General features: G+C 40.0%; 10 protein-coding genes. All 10 read right to left on the bottom strand.

The window, feature by feature from the left end; genetic code table 11:
- Nucleotides 1–36 precede the first annotated feature (36 nt).
- Complete coding sequence (locus tag AACZ73_RS18345) at nucleotides 37–2,340, bottom strand: discoidin domain-containing protein (protein WP_339880122.1); 2,304 nt, start codon at nucleotides 2,338–2,340, stop codon at nucleotides 37–39.
- A gap of 2 nt (nucleotides 2,341–2,342) precedes the next feature.
- A complete protein-coding gene (locus AACZ73_RS18340; protein WP_339880121.1) occupies nucleotides 2,343–4,634 on the bottom strand; it encodes a hypothetical protein in 2,292 nt (763 codons plus the stop codon).
- Nucleotides 4,631–7,219: a glycerophosphoryl diester phosphodiesterase gene (locus AACZ73_RS18335; RefSeq protein WP_339880120.1), complete on the bottom strand. Its 2,589-nt coding sequence runs from the start codon at nucleotides 7,217–7,219 to the stop codon at nucleotides 4,631–4,633. Before AACZ73_RS18335 ends, AACZ73_RS18340 begins: the two co-directional genes overlap by 4 nt.
- A gap of 25 nt (nucleotides 7,220–7,244) precedes the next feature.
- Nucleotides 7,245–9,533, bottom strand: a complete 2,289-nt coding sequence (locus AACZ73_RS18330; RefSeq protein WP_339880119.1) for an FAD-dependent oxidoreductase — start codon at nucleotides 9,531–9,533, stop codon at nucleotides 7,245–7,247.
- 7 nt (nucleotides 9,534–9,540) lie between these two features.
- Nucleotides 9,541–11,190: a sodium:solute symporter family protein gene (locus tag AACZ73_RS18325; protein WP_339880117.1), complete on the bottom strand. Its 1,650-nt coding sequence runs from the start codon at nucleotides 11,188–11,190 to the stop codon at nucleotides 9,541–9,543.
- Between the two features lie 116 nt (nucleotides 11,191–11,306).
- A complete protein-coding gene (locus AACZ73_RS18320) occupies nucleotides 11,307–12,791 on the bottom strand; it encodes a RagB/SusD family nutrient uptake outer membrane protein (RefSeq protein WP_339880115.1) in 1,485 nt (494 codons plus the stop codon).
- Nucleotides 12,792–12,809: 18 nt separating this feature from the next.
- Entirely contained in the window at nucleotides 12,810–15,824 is a 3,015-nt protein-coding gene (locus tag AACZ73_RS18315) for a TonB-dependent receptor (RefSeq protein ID WP_339880113.1), read from the bottom strand.
- A 355-nt stretch (nucleotides 15,825–16,179) separates the two neighbouring features.
- Nucleotides 16,180–16,758 (bottom strand): TlpA disulfide reductase family protein, encoded by a 579-nt coding sequence (locus AACZ73_RS18310; protein WP_339880111.1) that lies wholly within the window; start codon nucleotides 16,756–16,758, stop codon nucleotides 16,180–16,182.
- A 3-nt stretch (nucleotides 16,759–16,761) separates the two neighbouring features.
- A complete protein-coding gene (locus AACZ73_RS18305; RefSeq protein WP_339880110.1) occupies nucleotides 16,762–17,847 on the bottom strand; it encodes a hypothetical protein in 1,086 nt (361 codons plus the stop codon).
- Nucleotides 17,844–19,640: an FAD-dependent oxidoreductase gene (locus AACZ73_RS18300; protein ID WP_339880109.1), complete on the bottom strand. Its 1,797-nt coding sequence runs from the start codon at nucleotides 19,638–19,640 to the stop codon at nucleotides 17,844–17,846. The genes AACZ73_RS18305 and AACZ73_RS18300 overlap by 4 nt, the downstream gene beginning before the upstream one ends.
- Between the last annotated feature and the right edge of the window lie 144 nt (nucleotides 19,641–19,784).

The raw sequence follows: 19,784 nt of genomic DNA, 5'->3' as shown, positions 1-19,784 counted from the left end.
TTAAATTAAACCCCGTACTTCTTCCTCAATCATGTCCTATCTGTTAATTTCCAATAAATCAACCTTTTTCATAAATCCATAGCCGTATTGAACACGAACCTCATCCTCCTTCTGAATAGTCAAAACTTTACCATTGGACTCCAAACTTCGATTATGGATTTTTACCCTGCCAATATATAATTCCGAATAAGGGGATTCCTCCTCCAATTTCACCCAGATTGATTGCCCCGCCTTATTGCTCAACAGAACCTGAACTGGTTCATTTTCGCCAGGATAAAAATTTAAGGGGGCATTCAATCTGATGATCAATTCCTCTTCACTTTTTTCCAGAGTAATCCAGCTGTAATAATTCGCCAGGTAAGCCATGCTTGAATTAAAAGCAGTATTGAACTGCACCCATCCCTCTGTCCACCCCAGATTACCTACTTCGGGGTGATTAGGATAATGAAATGATTTTGGAGAACCGTCAAACACAAACTTCACCTCATCCAGTAGTCCATATCCTCCTTTGTGGTAACTATACCAACCCAGCTCAACTCCCTCAATTTCTTTCGGTGCCCGGAAAGAAAAATGCCTTCCGGTAGGATTTCTTCCAAAGGAATTATCCAAATGGGACCATACCAAAATTTCCAATGAACGCTTTAGTTCTTCATCATCCAACACTAACATGGCTGCCAATGCAGCAGCGGGAAATCCCAGCACATTCCCGGTCTCATTCCAACTTGGAGGTGTCCATTCCTCTTCACTATATTTTCTAAAGTCCCAATAATTATCAGCTCTGGAAACAGCCACTTTGGCCCATTCCGCTACTTTATCCTGTATTCCTGAAGGTGCATGTTCCCGATATTGGGAATAAAAGAAAGCAAAGGCACGCATGGTAATATGTTCTGACATACGTTGCCCTTTGGTTGTCATAGGATCATTCCAATCCAGGTTTCTAATCATCCAGTCCAGCTGATTATAGGCTGCATCAAAGTATTTCTGTGCATCAGGATCATCCTGATTCTTGGCAACTTCATACATCATTAGATTAGGAATAATAGAATGACCTGGAGGAAGTTCTCCTTTGGTGGTTCCCAACTTCGTTTTCAGCATCAATAAATTGTGGCCTGGACTTATATCATATTGAGTAGTAGAGTATTCACCTACTGTTTCCTTCTCCCATATTACCTTCAAATAGGCATAAACTAAATCGAAATTCTGCTGAGGCAGCCACTGCTTCAAATAAGGCCAGGCATAAAGAAAATAAGCCAACTCTGCCTTTTGCATTTCATGTTCCAACCCCTGGGAAATTTTCACATCGGCATCCCAGTGTATAAGTTGTACAATGTCTGGTGTATTATCAGCATAAGGATCCAAAGCACCCCATTTTCCACGATACTCAGTGGGGAAAGACTCATTTGGAACATACCGAATGGTTTGTTCCATTCGAATAAATGCAGCCGGATTTGACAAATAGAGAGAAACCAAACTTTGCTCCGCCCAATTAAAAAAATCCCCATCCCTCCATTCCCAGGATAGTGGTCTGATCTCATCGGTAGTGCCAACATAATGTCTGGCACCAATCATGAAATCCACCATATTCCGGTAGGTCACCCGCTCCATCCAGTTTACCCCGATGCGAAAAGGAAAAGATTCTTCATTCCCGATTTTAACCAGAAATTCATTACCCGACTTAGGATTGAAATCCGTGAAATCCCCTACATGATCTATCATATTCCCTTTATAGACAATCTCACCGGTTGCTTGGTCAATGATCCAAAAAGTTGAAGTTGCTTGTAAACTAGGAGCAGAAAACCGTTTAGGACGATTTATGTTATACCCACTTTGGTTCACCAAAATCTTCTTTACATCCAGTGCTGTGCTGTCCACATACTCCTGGCCATAGATTGCTAGTTCGGAGATTCCTATTTCTTGGTCGCTCTGGGTTAACAATCTGATTCGGTCAGCTAGCACAGGCTTCTCCAACCCCAATGATATTTCAGTCTGGACATTACCTTTCACTTCTTGTACATTCCGCCAAGTTCCATTATGCATGATTTGAAGCATAAAAGCAGAGAGAACAGGGGTATTTTCAGCTAAATCCACATCAATTCTCAAAATCTCTGTAGCACCTGGCAGCCGGATCATCAGCCAACTGGATTCATCTCCAACTTTACTTTTCCAACTACTGGTAATATCCTTAATACCGTCAATTGCCTTTTCAGGATTGAATCCCTCTTGAAAAGAACTAGCACTTGCTGTTCCTGTTAAGGACAGGTTATTTTGCTGCGCATTTGCAACCGAAATTGATAATGCCAAAAAAGAGAAAAGGAAAGCAACGCTGTTAGAAAATTTCATCTTCATTTATCTTTTGCTTTTATCTCATAATTTTTCCCCTGCTCTATTTCAAAGAAGTAGCCTTTCCGTTCTTTATCCCATACTAATTCATTCTGTTTTGAACCATCTATTTCCAGACTGTAAGAATCCGCAGTTTGACTTGGAGTTTTCACTACCGATTTAGAATCTCCATCCGGAAAAGTGAATTCGTAATCTTGTCCTTTAAAATTCAGAGGAAAATAATATAAATAGAGCTTTCCGCCTTTACGAAGTACAATGCAATCATTCCCTCCGATAAAAAGCGGAAACTTCTCGTCAGGTAAACTATAAGCAGAATAAGTTTTATTACCCTCCAGCACCTTACCGGATTCCCAATCCATCCATTTACCCTCAGGCAAATAAATATTCCGAGTTTGGGCAGTGGCATAATCATTTCCGAAAACAGGGGTAGCCAAAAGAGATTCACCAATCATCCAGCTGTACTGGCGCCTGGTTGAGTCAGCCAAGTGATAGGTATCTTGATCCAAAGGAAAAGCCAGTGGCAACGGAATCATAGCATAAGGATATCCAGATTCATAGCCTCTAACTATTTCACTGTAAATGTAGGGAACCAGCTGGTGATGCATGCTTACCGATTTCTCCACTACCTTTTCGTATCCTTGATTTTCCATATGCCAGGGTCCATACCCCAAAGACATCACTGGCATGACAGCGGCCATCATGGCATTTCTGACGAAATAACGCTTTTGATCCTCCGATAGTGGATTGGATAAGTACTTTCCTGCAACGATATCAGGATACACATTTCCTGCACCGCTGTAGGCGTAGCCCAAAGCATTGATTGGTGTGCGATCCTGGTCAAATCCGTATTTAGTATCTTCCATTCTTAAAATATCCCCAGGTACTCCATAGGCAGAATTTCTAACCATTACCAATTTACCCTGATCCATAAATGCTTCATTCACTGTATTTTGTTTTGCATCATTATCAAGCAATACACCATCCTGAAGCATAAGATCTTCTTTGATTCCGTCCACATCCCATTTATCAAAGTTGGAAACAAACCATTCCACAGCCTGCGGCTTTCCAGTATTGAGTAGGTAAGTTTTGCCTGTAGGAAAATTCACATCAAAAACCTGATCTGATCCTGATTCATTTTTGACCAAATAGCCCTTTTCAATTGCTTCATTCACAAAATGGCCATCGTTTGCCGAATGATAATTCCCACCATCTTCCGGTAATGCTTTAAAATTGATCCTACTCCCCAAGAGTAAGCTGATGCCTCTTTCTTTAAAAAATGCCTTCATCCCATTCACTTCTGGATATCTGGGGTTGGGCAAACCGTCACTTCTTTCAGATTCTGGAATACTATCCCAGATTCCAAACGCAGTCGTTGTACCTTCAGAAGGTTTTCTACGTTCACCTTTCCAAAAACCGCTGCCAACCACAGCCCATTTTAATGGATAGCCCTTCTTTAGATAGGTATCAATATCTTCCTGAACTGAAGATTGATAGGTATTCCAGCCTAGTGAACCGAACGCTTCATAGCCAATCTCAAAAAATCCAAATTTTGGTTTCTTACTCGGGTAACCTTCTTTCTCCCGAACGACATTATAAGTTTGATAAACTTGCTTTGGTTCTCCGAAGAAATAGTAAGCATTTAACTTTTCCGCACGGGTAACCCCCATTTTGTTTTCCACTGAATCAATAGCTATTCTTTTCTCCCCCTTGTCAAAAACCACCTGTGCAACTTGTCTGGAAGGGAAAATAGCAAAAGTTGAAATAAAGCGGTAATGATTCCAGTTATGGGTTTTAGTCTTGTCATTTATTAAATGGTCATTCCTATAGCCAAACAGATCGGTTTTTCCCTCGTATCCCCCATGATCTCCCAAGCCATAAACAGGAGACATGCTTGCTGTCCGAATCTCCATGACCAATGCATCATTCTCACCTGACCAAACTTCTACATGCAACTGACTATCCTCCAGAACCATACGAAATTCAGCCAATTGTCCCAATTCATTGATTAGCGTTCCATGGACTTCATTATCATTTAGCTCAAAGCTTTCCACACGGGAAGATGTCGGTAGGCTATCAGCCACAGAAAATAGAATTCCGGAAACTGCATGTGCAGGAAGCAGTACATTCCCTTCCTTATCCAAAACTGTGTATGAAGAAGTTGCCTTAGCTATTTGGAGCGTAAGGGATTTTGCTTTGACTTGAATCAAATCTCCTTGATAAGTTCTGCACGCCACTACCGTAAGGAAGAGAAAAAGAGAAAAGTATGAAGTTATCCTTAAGATTATTTTAATCACAGTAATTCTATCTTTAATACTACCAACCCAAAACCAGCTATATCAACTGAATAATTTTCTGACGTGTCAATTTTTTTGGTCAATTTCCCATTTGAATCCAGGAGTTGAATGGATTTGATACTATCCGAAAATCCTGCTTGCTCCAAATCCAACTCCAACGTCCCATTCTGTTTTTGATAATGTTGATTCAACAGGATAATCTGTAATGTTTTTCCATCTATGGACTCGGCCACGATATGCTCTATCGATGGATTACTTACAGTCAGGCCTTTGGGTAGTATCCTTAGGTTGGAAGTCTTCCCGAATACTTTCCCTGGAGCAAATCCATAACTTTGGTGAGGTCCAACTTTTGGGGTTATAAATCCACGGGGAAATATAATATTCCGGTTTGATCTCAATTCAACTTCTGCCATCAAATAATCTGTAATCCAACCTATCTGCCACCATGCGTGATGTGGAAAAGGGCCTGACCCTGCATCCATAGCTCTCCAATAATAGGAAGCAACGCTGGTTTCCTTATTCACAAAAGCATCACGACCAATCGTGGCTGAGCGAGCCATGTCCGCGAAAATCCGCTCTCCGGTCATTTCATACATCCGGATAAACATTCCTGCATGGCTCGCCAACAGGATGGGGCCATTTCCATTGGCAGACCCCAAGGCCCCTCCATGTTCAAAACTTAATCCTGCCTGTGAAATCTCCCAATCCTGTACAACTTTCCCGTTCACTGTTTTCTCCACCTGGGAAGGGATCGGGTGGGTATAGATATGGGTGGTATAAATCTTGGCAGCTTGAATTGCTGCATCCAGGTAAGCGTCAACTTTGATTACTTCATACAGGTCCAAAAAAGCCTGTGCACTTTGTCCAGTAGCAAAATCAGGCACATATTTGGCATCCCCGCAGACGCCTAAAAAACTGCCGTTTTCTACTCCATTTGCTATAAACCAATCAGCCCCTTTCCTGGCTGCCTCTAAATATTTTTCATCTCCCAACAATTTGTAAGCAACCAGCAACCCATAAAAAGTAGGTCGGAAATCCTTTACTTCCTTGAATATCTCTGTCTCATCCCTGTCGTAGGCGACAGCCCAACTTCCATCACTTTTCTGCCAGTCCATCAGCAGCTCTGCCCCAAGTTTCAGGCGCTCTTTTAGCTCACCATTGTCGGGCTCAAACAGTAAAATATTTCCAATGTCAAGCATGATGTAATAAGTGAGCGCAATTGGCTCAACCATTTCGCCCCATTCCTCCACAAACTTTTTGGATTTGTAAAGGTAGTACTGGCCAATCGCCGCGCCTTTGAAAAAGCCATCCGTAGTCTGCTGCTGCTTCAACTTAAAGTTCAATGCATAGGGAAGAATCTGTTGCTGGATCTGCGGATTCCCTGTACTACGTCCCAGCATCCACATCGCACCATAGTCCGCATTTTTCATGGCATCCTTATCAGAGCCTACCACCCCACCAAGGTAGGATTGAGCTCCTATTTCCATTCCTTCAAACTCTTCAATGCGCCAAAGTGACGTCACTGGATCCATTAGATAATCGTGCATATTTTCCACCCTATTACTGAGTGACTGCGTATTTTTTCTGAGATTTACTCCTTCTTTAAACTTATAAATATCATATACAGCGTGGTTTAACATGGTAAACCAATCCATATCCTGTATGCTCACCCGAAATCCATAACTCATGCTTTCTCCGGATTTCATTTCGCTTTCCTGCTCTCCCAGCACAGGATAGTAAATCGAAGGTGACAACTGTGCACTTCTGTTCATGTGTGAAAGTCCCAGCTGCCAGTTAGCATGTGTATTTTCATCCTCAGCCCATGGATCTCTCCCCAATGAAGGGTCAGGAATAACCGCTATAGTGAACCCTTCAGTAGAAGTGATTATAGGACTTAATGTACTGGCGGTACTTTCACTGAAAATTATAGGCCTGGCAGGAATTCCATTCCCATACCCATAAGATAAGGGAAGAATATCCTCCAACTTATTCCCATGAAAATATCCTGGGACAGTCGCCCATTGAAGTTCACTCTCCGGTATGGTGACAAGGGTGGGACTGGCCAAAGAATAGTAACCGGCTTGGGTAGATTTCATCACTTGTTTAATAGTGATATCTGTAGCCTGTTGACTTTCCAATGTCCAGACGCTGCTTATTTCTCCCCAATCGGTAGACTTTGTAAACTTCACACTTAATTCCGTTAGCTTATCGGCTTTGTCAGGATAAAATTTCAGTTCCTTGCCAGCTGTATTTAAGTTCACCGGAGCAGTTCTTTTTGCCCATGTAGGAACGATATACTTATAGCTTTCTCCAGGGAAGGGATCTCCTGTATCAGTTAGAAGTTCTTCCTGAGGCTCTATCTCCGGTTTTTGATCGGTATAGAGAAGAACATACTCCCCTGAGGTATGTTCAATTTTTTTCCAGTTCTCTTCCGTGCGAATGGAAAGGTCAGAAATTATCCATCCCCCTGAAGATTGAGTCCATTTTATCTGAATTTGGTCATTGGATAACTCAATGGTTTGCTGGGCAAGGAGATTTCCGGAAACCAAGAATAAAAGGCTATAAATTAGAAATTTTGGGTTCATTGCTTTTTGTTTTAATTCAGGCATTTCACTTAATGATCAATCCAAACAATGCTGCAGGAACAGTATCACTTGGATGATCCAACTCAATAATCAATTCGTCCGTAATAACCTCTGCTTTAAAAGCCACCGTATTTATCGATTGGTGATTGGAACCTTGTTCATAAAGTAAATTTCCTAGGCTGTCCTTGATCCTATAGGACTTGACGCAGAAAGGAATTTCAGATTCCGGATGTCCCATCAGTGTTGATTCCATCGGATGGTCATAATCCGTATCAAAAAACAATTTGATTTCCTTTAATTGTCTGGGTGAATTCCATTTAAGTCTGATTTCGGGTTTTTTATCTTCCAGAGAAGCTACCCAAGCGTTTGGTTGAAGGGTTGGTCTGAAAATCCCATTAATTAGATTTTCCTTTCCAAAAACTTTCAGAGTTTCCCCCAGCTTAAATCCAAGATTTTGGCCGTTTGGTCTTCTTTCGGGAACCCAGAACTCAAATTCATCTATACCAATTCCTGCAGGTGGTGACTGGATGCTACTGGTCGCCACTGACTTGTTAAATTTATTGAAAACTGAAAGCAGTCCTGTCACTCGTGATGTGGAACATCTAACCTCCACATCCTCATTTTGCAAAATACAGAAGCAAAAATACTGGGGAGTATCGGGAGCATAATGAAAGTTTATAAGGTAACATCCCACACCCTCATGGACATTAATTTGCTGCTTTTCAACCAACCCATCCCATGTGAAATTCCCCAGCTTTTGGCTCTTTCTAAGCTCAAGATTCAACACAGAGTCATTTTTAGACTTCACCTCAATTTCTATTGAAATGCGTTGCGATTTTATTAAAGGAAGCAACTGACCCATTGAAAACTCAAGTGATTTCCATGGCCCGTCAAAAAGAGTTGAACTTAGTTCAAGTTCACTCGAAACCTGAATTGCAGCATCCTTTAAAAAACCATTTTCCAATTCCAATCTGGTTTTTGGAATATATTGTCCGGATTCAATTAATAGTGCCTGCAGTTCTTTAATATGAGTTACATCTGTTAAATCTGGAGGGAATAATCCTTTTTCTTTACATAGTTTCGCTGCCATTGCAATTGCCTGTCCATTATGGGCACAAGTAGCCATAACTCGAGTTGATCCGAAGGCAACATGGCTGGCACTCATCAGTCTCCCGCCCAAAAAAAGATTTTTAATGTTTCTACTGTACATGGAACGGTACGGAATCTGATATACACCCTTCGAATGCCATTGTGTACATCCGGGTTTATCACTGTAGACTCCGTCGGCGGGGTGGAGATCCAGCGCCCAACCGCCAAAGGAAACTGCATCGAAGTGCTCCCTCTGTTCGACAACATCTTTTTGGTGCATGATGTAATCGCCTTCAAATCTTCTACTCTCCCTTTTACCAGGAATGGTGCCTACCCATTCAAGAGTCAGGTTTTCAACAGCATCAAACTGTCCAGAATTTTTGACATGGTCCCAAATCCCATAAATAATTCTCCAGAGCTCCCATTTGATATTTTCACTGTTCAAAATGGTATCGGTACGTCCACCGTATTCCACCCACCAAAGTCTACACCCATCCTCGCGGAGGTTAAAGGTCTTGAATCTAGGTAATTTTGAAAGTTCATTATTTGCAAAAACGGGAGCCACAAACCTTACGGGCTTTCCTGTATCTTTACTATAGAAATAAAGTGAATGCCCCAATAACTCACCATATTTTTCATCAGGGGCAAACAATTCGTCAAATTCTTCCTTTGCTTCAGCTCCCATCCTAAAAGCAGCACCAGATAAAAAACCAACAATCCCATCACCGGAAGCATCCACAAACAAGGGGGCTGATAACACATACTCAGTAGAATTCTGACTACAAAAAGCTTTGATAAAATCAATTTGATCCTCTCCCTTTTTCTCAAGGTCGTATACACTGGTATTCAATAACAATGTGATATTTTCCTCCATACATATTTTCTCCATCAGGATTGTATCAAGAATGATAGGGTTTCCTTCCGGGTTTCTATACATGTTTTCTACCAACAATTCGTCGATTACCCCTCCTTCTCTTGCCCATCGGTTATTATTTCCCATGTGCGAAGTAGCTCCCAATACCCAAAGGCGGATTTCTGAGGACGCGTTCCCACCAAGCACAGGTCTGTCCTGTACCAGACAAACCTTTAGTCCCTCTCTAGCCGCGGTAATCGCAGCACATGTTCCCGACATGCCCCCTCCGGCAATCACCAAATCTGAATTCAGTTTTACCTGATGGGATTTTCTTTTTCCTTTGTTAATACCTTCTAGTATCATCGTATGCATAAATGAATTAATTGTCTTTTTTTAGTTTAAAGGCCCTATTAGTATAGCGATAAAGCCAACCTCCCAACATGGTAATCAATCCTCCTAAAATCACTAAGTAAATCGCAGCCTGGGAAGCCAAAATGGCCAATATGAGGAATAGCGATCCTATGCAAACCATTGCAATGGAAAGCACTTTTATCCCGAATAAATTTTGAATTTCACCAGTCTCCACATTCGAATTATCCGATACATATTCAAGCTTTGATTCACGTAAATCATCTCTTGCAAAAAGCTCATATACCAAAAGCAGCAAAAAAGGAAGTCCCACCCCAACAATCATTTCTTGACTCCTATCCAGAGAAAAATTTAAAAACGTAGGTGAAATAAATTTAAAAAACAGGTTAACAGTTAGACTGACAAGCGTCACACTAAGAATAGATCTACCTGTCTGCTTTTTAGAAAACAGAGCCCAGATCGCAGGCCCGTATAGTGCTCCTCCCGTAACCGCTCCAATGCTTAGCACCACTTCCACTATGCCACCCGCAAAAGGAACCAGAAAGGCCACTCCAATAGTCAATATTCCAAATACAAGTGTAGCCATCCGTGCAAAAGACATCAGGCTTTTATCTGAAGCATTTGGTTTAAGTGGTTTGTAAATATCATTGGTCAATACTGCAGCAGCGAGGTTCAGTGATGTGTTGACTGAACTGGCCGTAGCAAAAATCATCCCTCCTATCATCAGTCCCAACATCCCCACAGGCAATACTTCCTTACATATCATTAGGTAAGCTCCTTCAGCCTGCAATCCATCCAAAGCTGGGTTTATTACCTGGTAAATCATCGGAGGCAACATCCAAATTATAGGACTAATTAGATAAAGTGCTCCGAACAGGTAACCGACCTTGCTTGCTGATTTGGTGTTTTTAGTGCTGGTATAACGCTGAACATAAGCCCAGTTACCTCCAATGAAAACCAAATTATATGCACAAAAAGCTGCAATAAATAACGGGGAATATTCTCCGTTAAATGCCTTAAAAAATGTTTCAGGAGCGGATTCAATGAAATTTGCCAATCCCCCGACTTTCTCTATTGACAATGGCAAAACTATCAAGACTGCAGCAGTCAGAATCACAAACTGCAGCACGTCAGTGACAACCACTGCCCAAAGCCCTCCGACTGCAGTATAAACCATTATGATCCCTCCCAGCAACAGGATAGAATAATAGATATCAAACCCCGTGGATACATTTACAATTTTTGCCACCGGGTAAAGGAATGAGCCTGTATAACCCAATGACAAAAACAGAAAAATGTATGTGTAGTAACGTTGGATATGCTCTCCAAATCTTTTGGTTAGATATTCCGCCACTGTCAGTACATTAGTTGCCCGCCACTTTGGGGCAATAAAATATCCGATCAAAAACCCACTTAGACACATAGCCATCTGTATAGTGATGGCTACTAAACCATATTCATAAGCAATAGACCCCCAGACCACAAAAGTACCTGCTGAAAAAAAACTCATAAAAAGAGAAAGCCCGTTTATTCCCCACGGTACTGCGCCCCCAGCGGCAAAAAAAGATTTCATATCCCCTCCCTGGCGACCAAAGGATAGTCCAACGACCATAATGATAAGCGTGAATAGGATAATCGTAGTGTAATCAAGAAATTCCATGAAAGTTCAAACAGATATAGGTAGGCTGTGATAAGTAAGTTTGATGTCTATTTAAAATCAGGTAAAACAATATCCCACAGCTGACAACATGGTCCATGCTGTGGGACATCTGCCAGTTATTGCCAGTCCGGGTTTTGCTCCAACTGGGGATTGGCATTTACTTCATCCAGCGGAATCGGAAAATACCGGTTTTTAGGTTGGGGGTTTCGCACAGGATAAACCGAATTAACTGCCTGCGGAATTAATTCCAAAAATTTCCCTGTTCTCGCCAAATCATACCACCTGTCTGCTTCGCCAAAAAATTCCCACGATCTTTCCTGAATTACTGAATCGACAAATTCTTCCGCCCCCAATCCACCTATTAAATCCTCTAAACCTGCTCTGTTACGAACTGCATTAATATAACCGTATGCCTTACTGGAAGCACCATTTAGATAAGCTTCCGCCTCAGCAGCAATTAAATAAACATCAGCCATTCTTATAATGGGTAAATTAATTGCATAGCCATTGCCATTTGAATTGGGGTCTTTAAACTTTCCAACCAGTACTCCGTCCGTTGTAACAGGTGTTATCAATTCCTGCGGTACAACCTCTCCTTTTCTGTTGATAAATGAGGTAGCTAACAAATTTCTTCTTTTATCACTTGGATCGAAAGAGTCATAAAAGGACTGATAGGCAAAAGCGGAACCATAGGAGCTGTTTCCATATTCCATTCCAGCACTGCTTGCTGGTCCATACAAGGAAGGAACCTGAGTTCCCCTACCAGGAACTGTGGAGACACTTTCATATGCCCAGATATTTTCTGCACGCGCCTCAGTTTCTTTACTTACATCAAAAACATCTATTATGTCATCCAATAAGCGATAGTATCCTGAATTTATAACTCCCTCTGCCATATTTAAAGCTTGCTGGTAATTACCGCTATAAAGTGAAGCTTTAGCCGATAAAGCCATTGCCGCTTCCTTGGAAGGTCTACCGAATTCGGGAGATTGAGTTGAGTAAGCGGGAAGATTAGCTATAGCCATGTCTAAATCCTGAAAAATTTGCGCATACACTTCTTCTGTCGTGCTTTTAGGATTGTATGCATCACTTTCACTTTTACTCGGTGATGTCTTGATTACCACTTCACCAAAATTTTTTGTAAGCATCCACAGATAAAATCCCCTAAGAAAATATGCCTCTCCCAATATTGTAGCTTTGCGACCTTCATCCATGGCTATCCCGGGTACTTTTTCTAGAATCCAGTTGGCCCTTTCAATTCCCTCATAGCAAGAACTCCATGTTTGAAGAGGGGATTCAAATGTTCTTCCGAAGCTTTTTTGGGAAGAATAGTTTTGATCATACGTAAATAGCGTGTACGTATCTCTGGCTACTACAGGTCTCGGATATATTTGATCCGTGCCAAAATCGGTTGCGTGGACTGCGGCGTTGTATAACCCTGCCATTGGGTCATATGCGCCAATCAATGCTGTTTCAGCATCTCCCGCTGTCTGAAAGAAATTATCGGTTGTGATACTTGAATAAACGTCCTCCTGAAGCTCACAGGAAAAAAGTCCTAAGCAGAGCCCCATCATACCAAGTATAGTTTGTATGTTTTTCATATTAATTAGATTTAGCAATTAGAATGATACTTGAAGACCGACCAGATAGGAATTTGCGACTGGATATACCAGGTTGTCTATTCCAATCGCTGTATTGGAGCCTCCATATGAGTTTACTTCAGGGTCATATCCAGAGTAATCTGAAATCATCCATAGGTTATTGCTGCTTAGATAAACTCTGATTTTTTGAAATCCTTTCAAGTTGGAAAGGGTATATCCCAACGAGAGATTTTTTAATCTTATAAAAGTACCGTCCTCGACAAAGCGGTCAGAAATTGGTAACCTACCTCCTTGAAATCCGGATACATATTCCTGTGAAGGATTAGTTTCTGACCATCTGTTTTCTAATCCTGCAAGCACATTCCTGTTTCCTAACGGGTTTTCCAAGGTATACCTACTCACATTATAAATATCATTACCCACAGATCCGGACACAAAAAAATTAAAATCAAAGCCTTTATAGCTGAGGTTATTTGAAATTCCAAAAACAAAATCAGGATTGGGATTTCCCGTTATAACCTGATCATCGTTAGATATCATCCCATCATTATTGATATCCCTAACTTTTGTACCACCGATTCTACTTCCTGAGCCAGGTAATATCTCTTCACCAGTTTGATATATACCATCAAAAACAAAAGTTTTAAATACTCCCAATGGCTGCCCTACAGAAACAACGCTGTAAGAATTGACAAAAGCCTCGCCTACATCACCGTCTAGTCCTACAACCTTATTTCGATTGAAGGAAATATTTCCATTTACAGACCAACTTAGTGCATTATCAATAATTACAGCTGATAAAGCCATTTCGAGTCCCTTGTTTTGAAGCTCTGCGAAGTTTCCTACAATTGAACCATACCCTGAACTCTCAGGTAAAATCTTAGTATACAATAGATTTTCAGTGCGTTTTAGGTAGTAATCTGCTACAAAATTGAAACGATCATCTAAGAAACTGACATCAATTCCAAAGTTTGCCTGAAATGATCTCTCCCATTTCAGGTCAGGATTTGCAATGCCGGTGGGAGCTAACCCTGTCACATAATTGTTACCCAGGTTATAGGAAGAACCTGGACCTACCGTGGCCAAAGACTGGTAAGGAGAGATAGCACCAGCATTTCCTGTTAAACCATAAGATGCCCGGAGTTTAAAATCAGAGATATACGTAGCTTCTTTTAAAAATTGCTCTTCAGAAATTCTCCAGGCAGCTGATACCGCTGGAAAAAATCCATATTTACTGTTTTGTCCAAACTTGCTGGATCCATCGACACGGGCAGTTAAATCTACAAAAATTTTATCTTTAAACCCATAGTTAGCTCTACCCATGTACGAATCAAGTCTTTCACTTTGACGACTACTTGATGCAGTTATATTTTGGGCAACTTGTAAGGCTTCGTTTAGCGTAGCATCATTCGGAAAACCAGACGCATTAATTTGGTTTATTTTATACTGATCAGATTGTGTAGAAAAAACGCCTGTAAATTTCAGGGAATGCATCTCGGAAAAAGCTTTGCTATAAGTTAAAATGCTTTCATGGAGAAAGGTCTGCAGGTCTCTGTTTAATTTCCTCCCTGAACCCGAATTTGAATTCCTATCTCCCTGTCCAATTATATAGATAGGAGAATAATAGTCATTTAAATCATTTTGAAGAACAGCGTTGAAGGTAGCTCTATAGGTTAAGCCATCCATAATTTTAAATTCCCCATAGATATTAGACAAAATCCTTTGGCTAGCTGTCCGGTTTGTAATTGCGGCTAACCCCAATGGATTAACCACTTCCCTATATCCACCGTCAACTTGATCTGCAAATGGCCAAAACTCCCCGTTTTCGTTATAAGGTTTTAATGTTGGAGGCGCTCCAAGGGCAGCTCCAACCATACTAGTCGTTATTGCTCCTCCATCAAGACTTGTGGAGCCTGTTGGAATTGAATTGTTACTATTTTGACTCCCTAAAATACTTGTCCCGATCTTTACCCTATCATTAATTTGATGATCGAGATTCAAGCGTAAGGAATATCTTTTAAAATCAGAGCTGATCAAAATTCCATCCTGGTCAAAATAATTACCGGATATGGCAAACTGGGTTTTTTGACTACCACCCATAACAGAAAGTTGATGGCTCTGAATAGGTGCTGATCTAAAAATTAAATCCTGCCAATTCGTGCCTTCCCCTTCAGCTGATGGATTATCAAAAACCACCCTGTTGTATACTTCATTTTCCAATTCGGCAAATTGTGAAGCATTTAGCATTTCAATCTGCTTTGCAGGCTCCTGAACACCATAATAGCCATCATAAGTTACCACCGTTCTACCGGCACTCCCTCTTTTAGTTGTGACTATAACCACCCCGTTGGCACCTCTTGCACCATAAATAGCGGTTGAAGATGCATCCTTTAACACCTCCACTGATTCAATGTCGTTTGGATTAATGGTTGAAAGTGGGCTTAAATCATTCACTCCTCCCCCATTGGAAACCTGTACACCATCAATAATATAAAGTGGCTCAGAACTACCTCTAATTGAATTTGTTCCACGGACACGAACACTTACACTGCCACCTGGCGCTGAAGAATTCTGAACTACCTGAACACCGGAAACTCTTCCCTGCAGCCCCTGAGCAACATTGGCAACAGGAGTTTGTGTCAGTTCATCTGACTTAACCGAAGCAATCGCACCTGTAGTCTCTATTTTCCGCTGTGTTCCATACCCCACCACAACGACTTCATCCAGTTCACTTAAATCAGGCGATAGCCGTACTTCAAAAGAGTTCTGACTTCCAACCGGAAACTCCTGGGATATATATCCAAGGTAAGAAAAGACTAAAGTGGACTCTGAGCTTGGAGCTTCAATTGAAAAATTTCCATCCATGTCGGTAACAGTTCCGATGGTAGTTCCTTTGACGAGTACATTTGCACCAGGTAGTGGGAGATCAGATTCATCAAGCACTTTCCCTCGTACTGTAAGTTGTTGGGAAAAAGCTTTAGTAACCTGAAAACTCATTATGCTCAATATGAGCATCAGTAATTTTGTTTTCATAAAACTGATTATTTTGGTTTATTATAATTTTGGAGTTAATAAATTTGATATAGGAATTCAACACCAAATATTAATTCTAATATAGATATAGAATAACAATCAACCTTATGAACTTTAAACAAATATTATATTTTTATACCGTAAACGTTTCCGAAAAGGTTTACAATTGAAAAATATACAATTGCATGAAATATTTATTGAAGAAAATATAATTAAATTAAAATGGTAATTATGTTAATATTAAATAATTATTAACATAATTATACACCTATTTATATAGTTATCTATTAAGCAGCCAATCAAAATCAAGTTGTTTAAATGGAGAAAAATTATATCTAGATCTCAAATAGTGATTTTATAGTAAAGATTCAATTTTACTTTTTAGATTACTTTTAAACTTCTCAGTATCATCCAAAAAACCCGCCTCTGAAAAACGGATAATCCCTGACTTATCAATAATTATTTTAAAAGGGAGAGAACTAATTCCAAGCTTCTCACTGAATAGTTCATTGTTAGAAGCTAACCGATCTAAATATATTGTAATTTTAATCCCCTTTGTTTTTAAAAAATCATCTATAAATTTTTCATCTCTACCTTCAAATTCCAACGTATTCACGTATAGAAAAAAAACATCATCATTATCTTCAAAACTTTTTTGGACTTCAATCATAGAAGGGAACGATTTTATACATGGTGCACACCACGTTGCCCAAAAATCAATAACCACCACCTTGCCAACTAGGTCAGTATTTTCAATTATTTCCCCATTTAAACTTACCAGTTGAAAATCTGGAAGACCTTCTTTAGATAAATCATTTTGGGCAAATGCATCAATTAAAAAAGCTCTGTTAATTATAAAAAATAAAAGTAAAACAAATCGCAATTTAGTGTTTATCAAAAAGAAAATCAATGAATACTTTAAGTCTTTAACCATATATTAATCATCAAAATTATATTCATCAACAAGATATGAATATTTAAAATTTTTATCTTTAGAAGCACTATTTACATTACTCATAGTTTTTGAAGTAAGATTCCTCTTGCCACTCAATAAAGAAATAAATTGCTTTACCTGATTTCGATTCATATCCGTTAGACTGGTTGACACATATTCTATAGAGACATTGGATATTTCCACTGTTTTCTCAATTTTGTTTAACAAATAGGTCCTTGTATTTACATCATATAAATTAAACATAGCACACACTTCATCCTGCACATGATGATTTTCCCACTGCCCATCTGGAATATTCTTTAGAATATATTTTCTGGTAAGTGGCATATCTTCCTTTAATGAAGTCAGCCAATAATTCTTATAGGTGATGAAATCATTCTCTTCAAAATTGTGAAAAGCAAATAATTTATAACCTGATCTATCAGAATCCAGAAGGTGCTTAAATAACTGTTTATTAAGTCGTTTTTTGGTACTAGTAATGATCATGTTTTTTATTTGCCCATTATAGGCCAAATGCCATAAGGTATATGAAGAATATAATGCGCCTTCTACAACTTCTTCCTTTATTTCCAATGCAGTTGCACCGGTGGTACCATCCACTACATCTGAAGCCTTTACTTTTTCCTTGTCTATTAGATCACTTTTTTGTTTGAATTTCAGAATTGAACCTTCATTTTGTAGAAGTTCATGAAGTCGGGTATAGTCATTTTCTGTAAAAGGCTCATGATCAAATTTGGTCAAAGGATGTCTGCTAACAGTATCATATCCTACATATTCCCCTACAAGATCCCAGTAAAGTCTGATGTACATTATCTCACAAATCTCATCATCGCAAACCGTGGTTCTAATATTGGATTCATAGAATAATGGCCTGCCTGAATCGGTAGACAATTGTATGGAAATGGGAGCTATAAACCCTTCCTCCATCAGCTCTCCTATTTTGCTTCTTTCGAACGTTTCATTGATTTGAAATGGCAGTTCGAAATACAACGGATCTTCCCGCAATCCCTTAACAACTAACCCCAGACAAAAAACCGGTATCCAAAAGAAGAACTTGAATGTTTTCACTTTTTTTCAGGGATGGTACGATATGTTTTTTGAGCTTCTATCAACGCCATATATTCTTCAAGATGATCAGTGTATACCTCTCTGGGATCAATTCCATATTTTTCGCAGATAACAGCTGCAATTCCTACTGCCGCTCCCATCTGACCAGTGGTCCTCATTACCCTCGGTCCGCCCAAACCAATATGTGAGCAGCTAAAATTTCTACCTGCCATAAAGAGGTTTTCTATGTTTTTGGAATAGAGTGATCTATAAGGAATATAATATTGGGGTGTCTTAAAAAAGATTGCTTCAGAAAGAAAATCAGGTTTGTCTTCATCTGTTAAATTCTGCTGGAAATGAACATCCACTTCTCTGGTTTCCATCACCACTGAATCTGGAAATTTCCGCTGCTCCGTCACATCATTAAATGTAAAAATATAATCCCCTTCCAGCCTTCTGGATTCTCTCTTCCCTACTAAATATGAAATCCATTCGAACTTCAGATTTTCACCTCCTGGTTCATTTTTAGCATTTGCAAAAGAGCCATAAATTGCCTTCAGCATATGATCTCTTATTTCTTCGGCATCTTCTATTTGATGTAGATCCAATCTGGACAGCTCCCACTTCCAAGTACCCTCAGTAGCCTGATGAGATTGGGCAACCTCCTCAGCCCAAGGAACTTCTGGAAAACTAACTTCTTTTTCTGATTTTTGAGTTCTCCACAATACAGATGAGCCCATCACAAAATCATCTGATTCCTCTGGAGACCATAGTTCACCCCATTCCTCATAAGCTTCACCATAGGTGTCCACAGATTCCCTTCCATACATGAAATCAGCTCCAGCCCAATAACCTATCCAGCCATCTCCAGTAGAATCAACAAATCTAGGCGCAACAAAACGAATCCTTTTGCCTTCTGAGGTATGTCTTGCATCAACAGATGTAATTCGGTTCCCTTCTGTATTTGCATCGTAAGCCCGCCAGTTGGTAAACAAATGTATATTGTCATATTTCTCAACGTTCTGATGGCGTTTCACCTCATCCTTATAAGCTTCAGGAGAACCATTAGGATAGTGCTCGGTATCCAACATTTTTAGAATTCGTTCAAAGTGACCATAAATTCCCAGCGTATGCACTCTGATTTCACTGCTTGCATTTCCTCCTAAAACTGGTCGATCGTGAATAAGCGCTACTTTCAGTCCTTGCTCTGCAGCAGCTATCGCACTAGCGCAGCCTGCAATCCCACCGCCTACTACCACCAAATCAAATGATAAAGACTCCGCAGGCATTGATGCTTCATTTGATTTTTCCAACCTCCATTTTTCTAAGGCTAAAAGATCGCGCGGAGGAGATTCCTTATTAGTACTGAAAAAAATGGCATCGCACCTACCATTAAAGCCAGTAAGATCGATTAGGTCTATGACCGTCTGACCATTCTTAAGTTTCATTTTACCTGCATATTCCCAAGACCACCCTGGTGTAACCCCAAGTGTTTCAGGTAAAGTTTGACCATTTATTGCTAAACTGAATCTTCCCGGTGCTTCCCAGTCACCTGGGGCCCAGTTTTTAGAGCGAACCCAAATATGATACTCTCCTGACTCCTGTAGCTGAAATTTGGTATGGGCATCTTCTACGGGAGTCCCCATTCCATGTGCCATTAAATAAGGCGACCCCATCTGTTCCACAAACTGAGGGTCAATAACCCAACCCCCGGGATCATCGAAGCTTTCAGCCTCTATTAGGACTGATTGTGCAATTGACAACTGAAAGAAAATATTCGAGAGCAACAGAATGACAACTATCCTTGTGATCATGGGTGTATGTTAATTTTACCTCCAAATTATTCAATAAAAACCAAATAAAACATATTCATTTTATTAATACACAAAACTTTATACCGAAAACGTTATCGGTATCGTTATCAATTGATATCTTTTCAATTTCTAGCCTTCATTTTT

The organism is uncultured Algoriphagus sp. (genome assembly GCF_963974835.1).
GTDB lineage: Bacteria > Bacteroidota > Bacteroidia > Cytophagales > Cyclobacteriaceae > Algoriphagus.
Note: the sequence above shows the minus strand (reverse complement) of the source record. Positions and strands in the feature narration are given on the sequence as shown.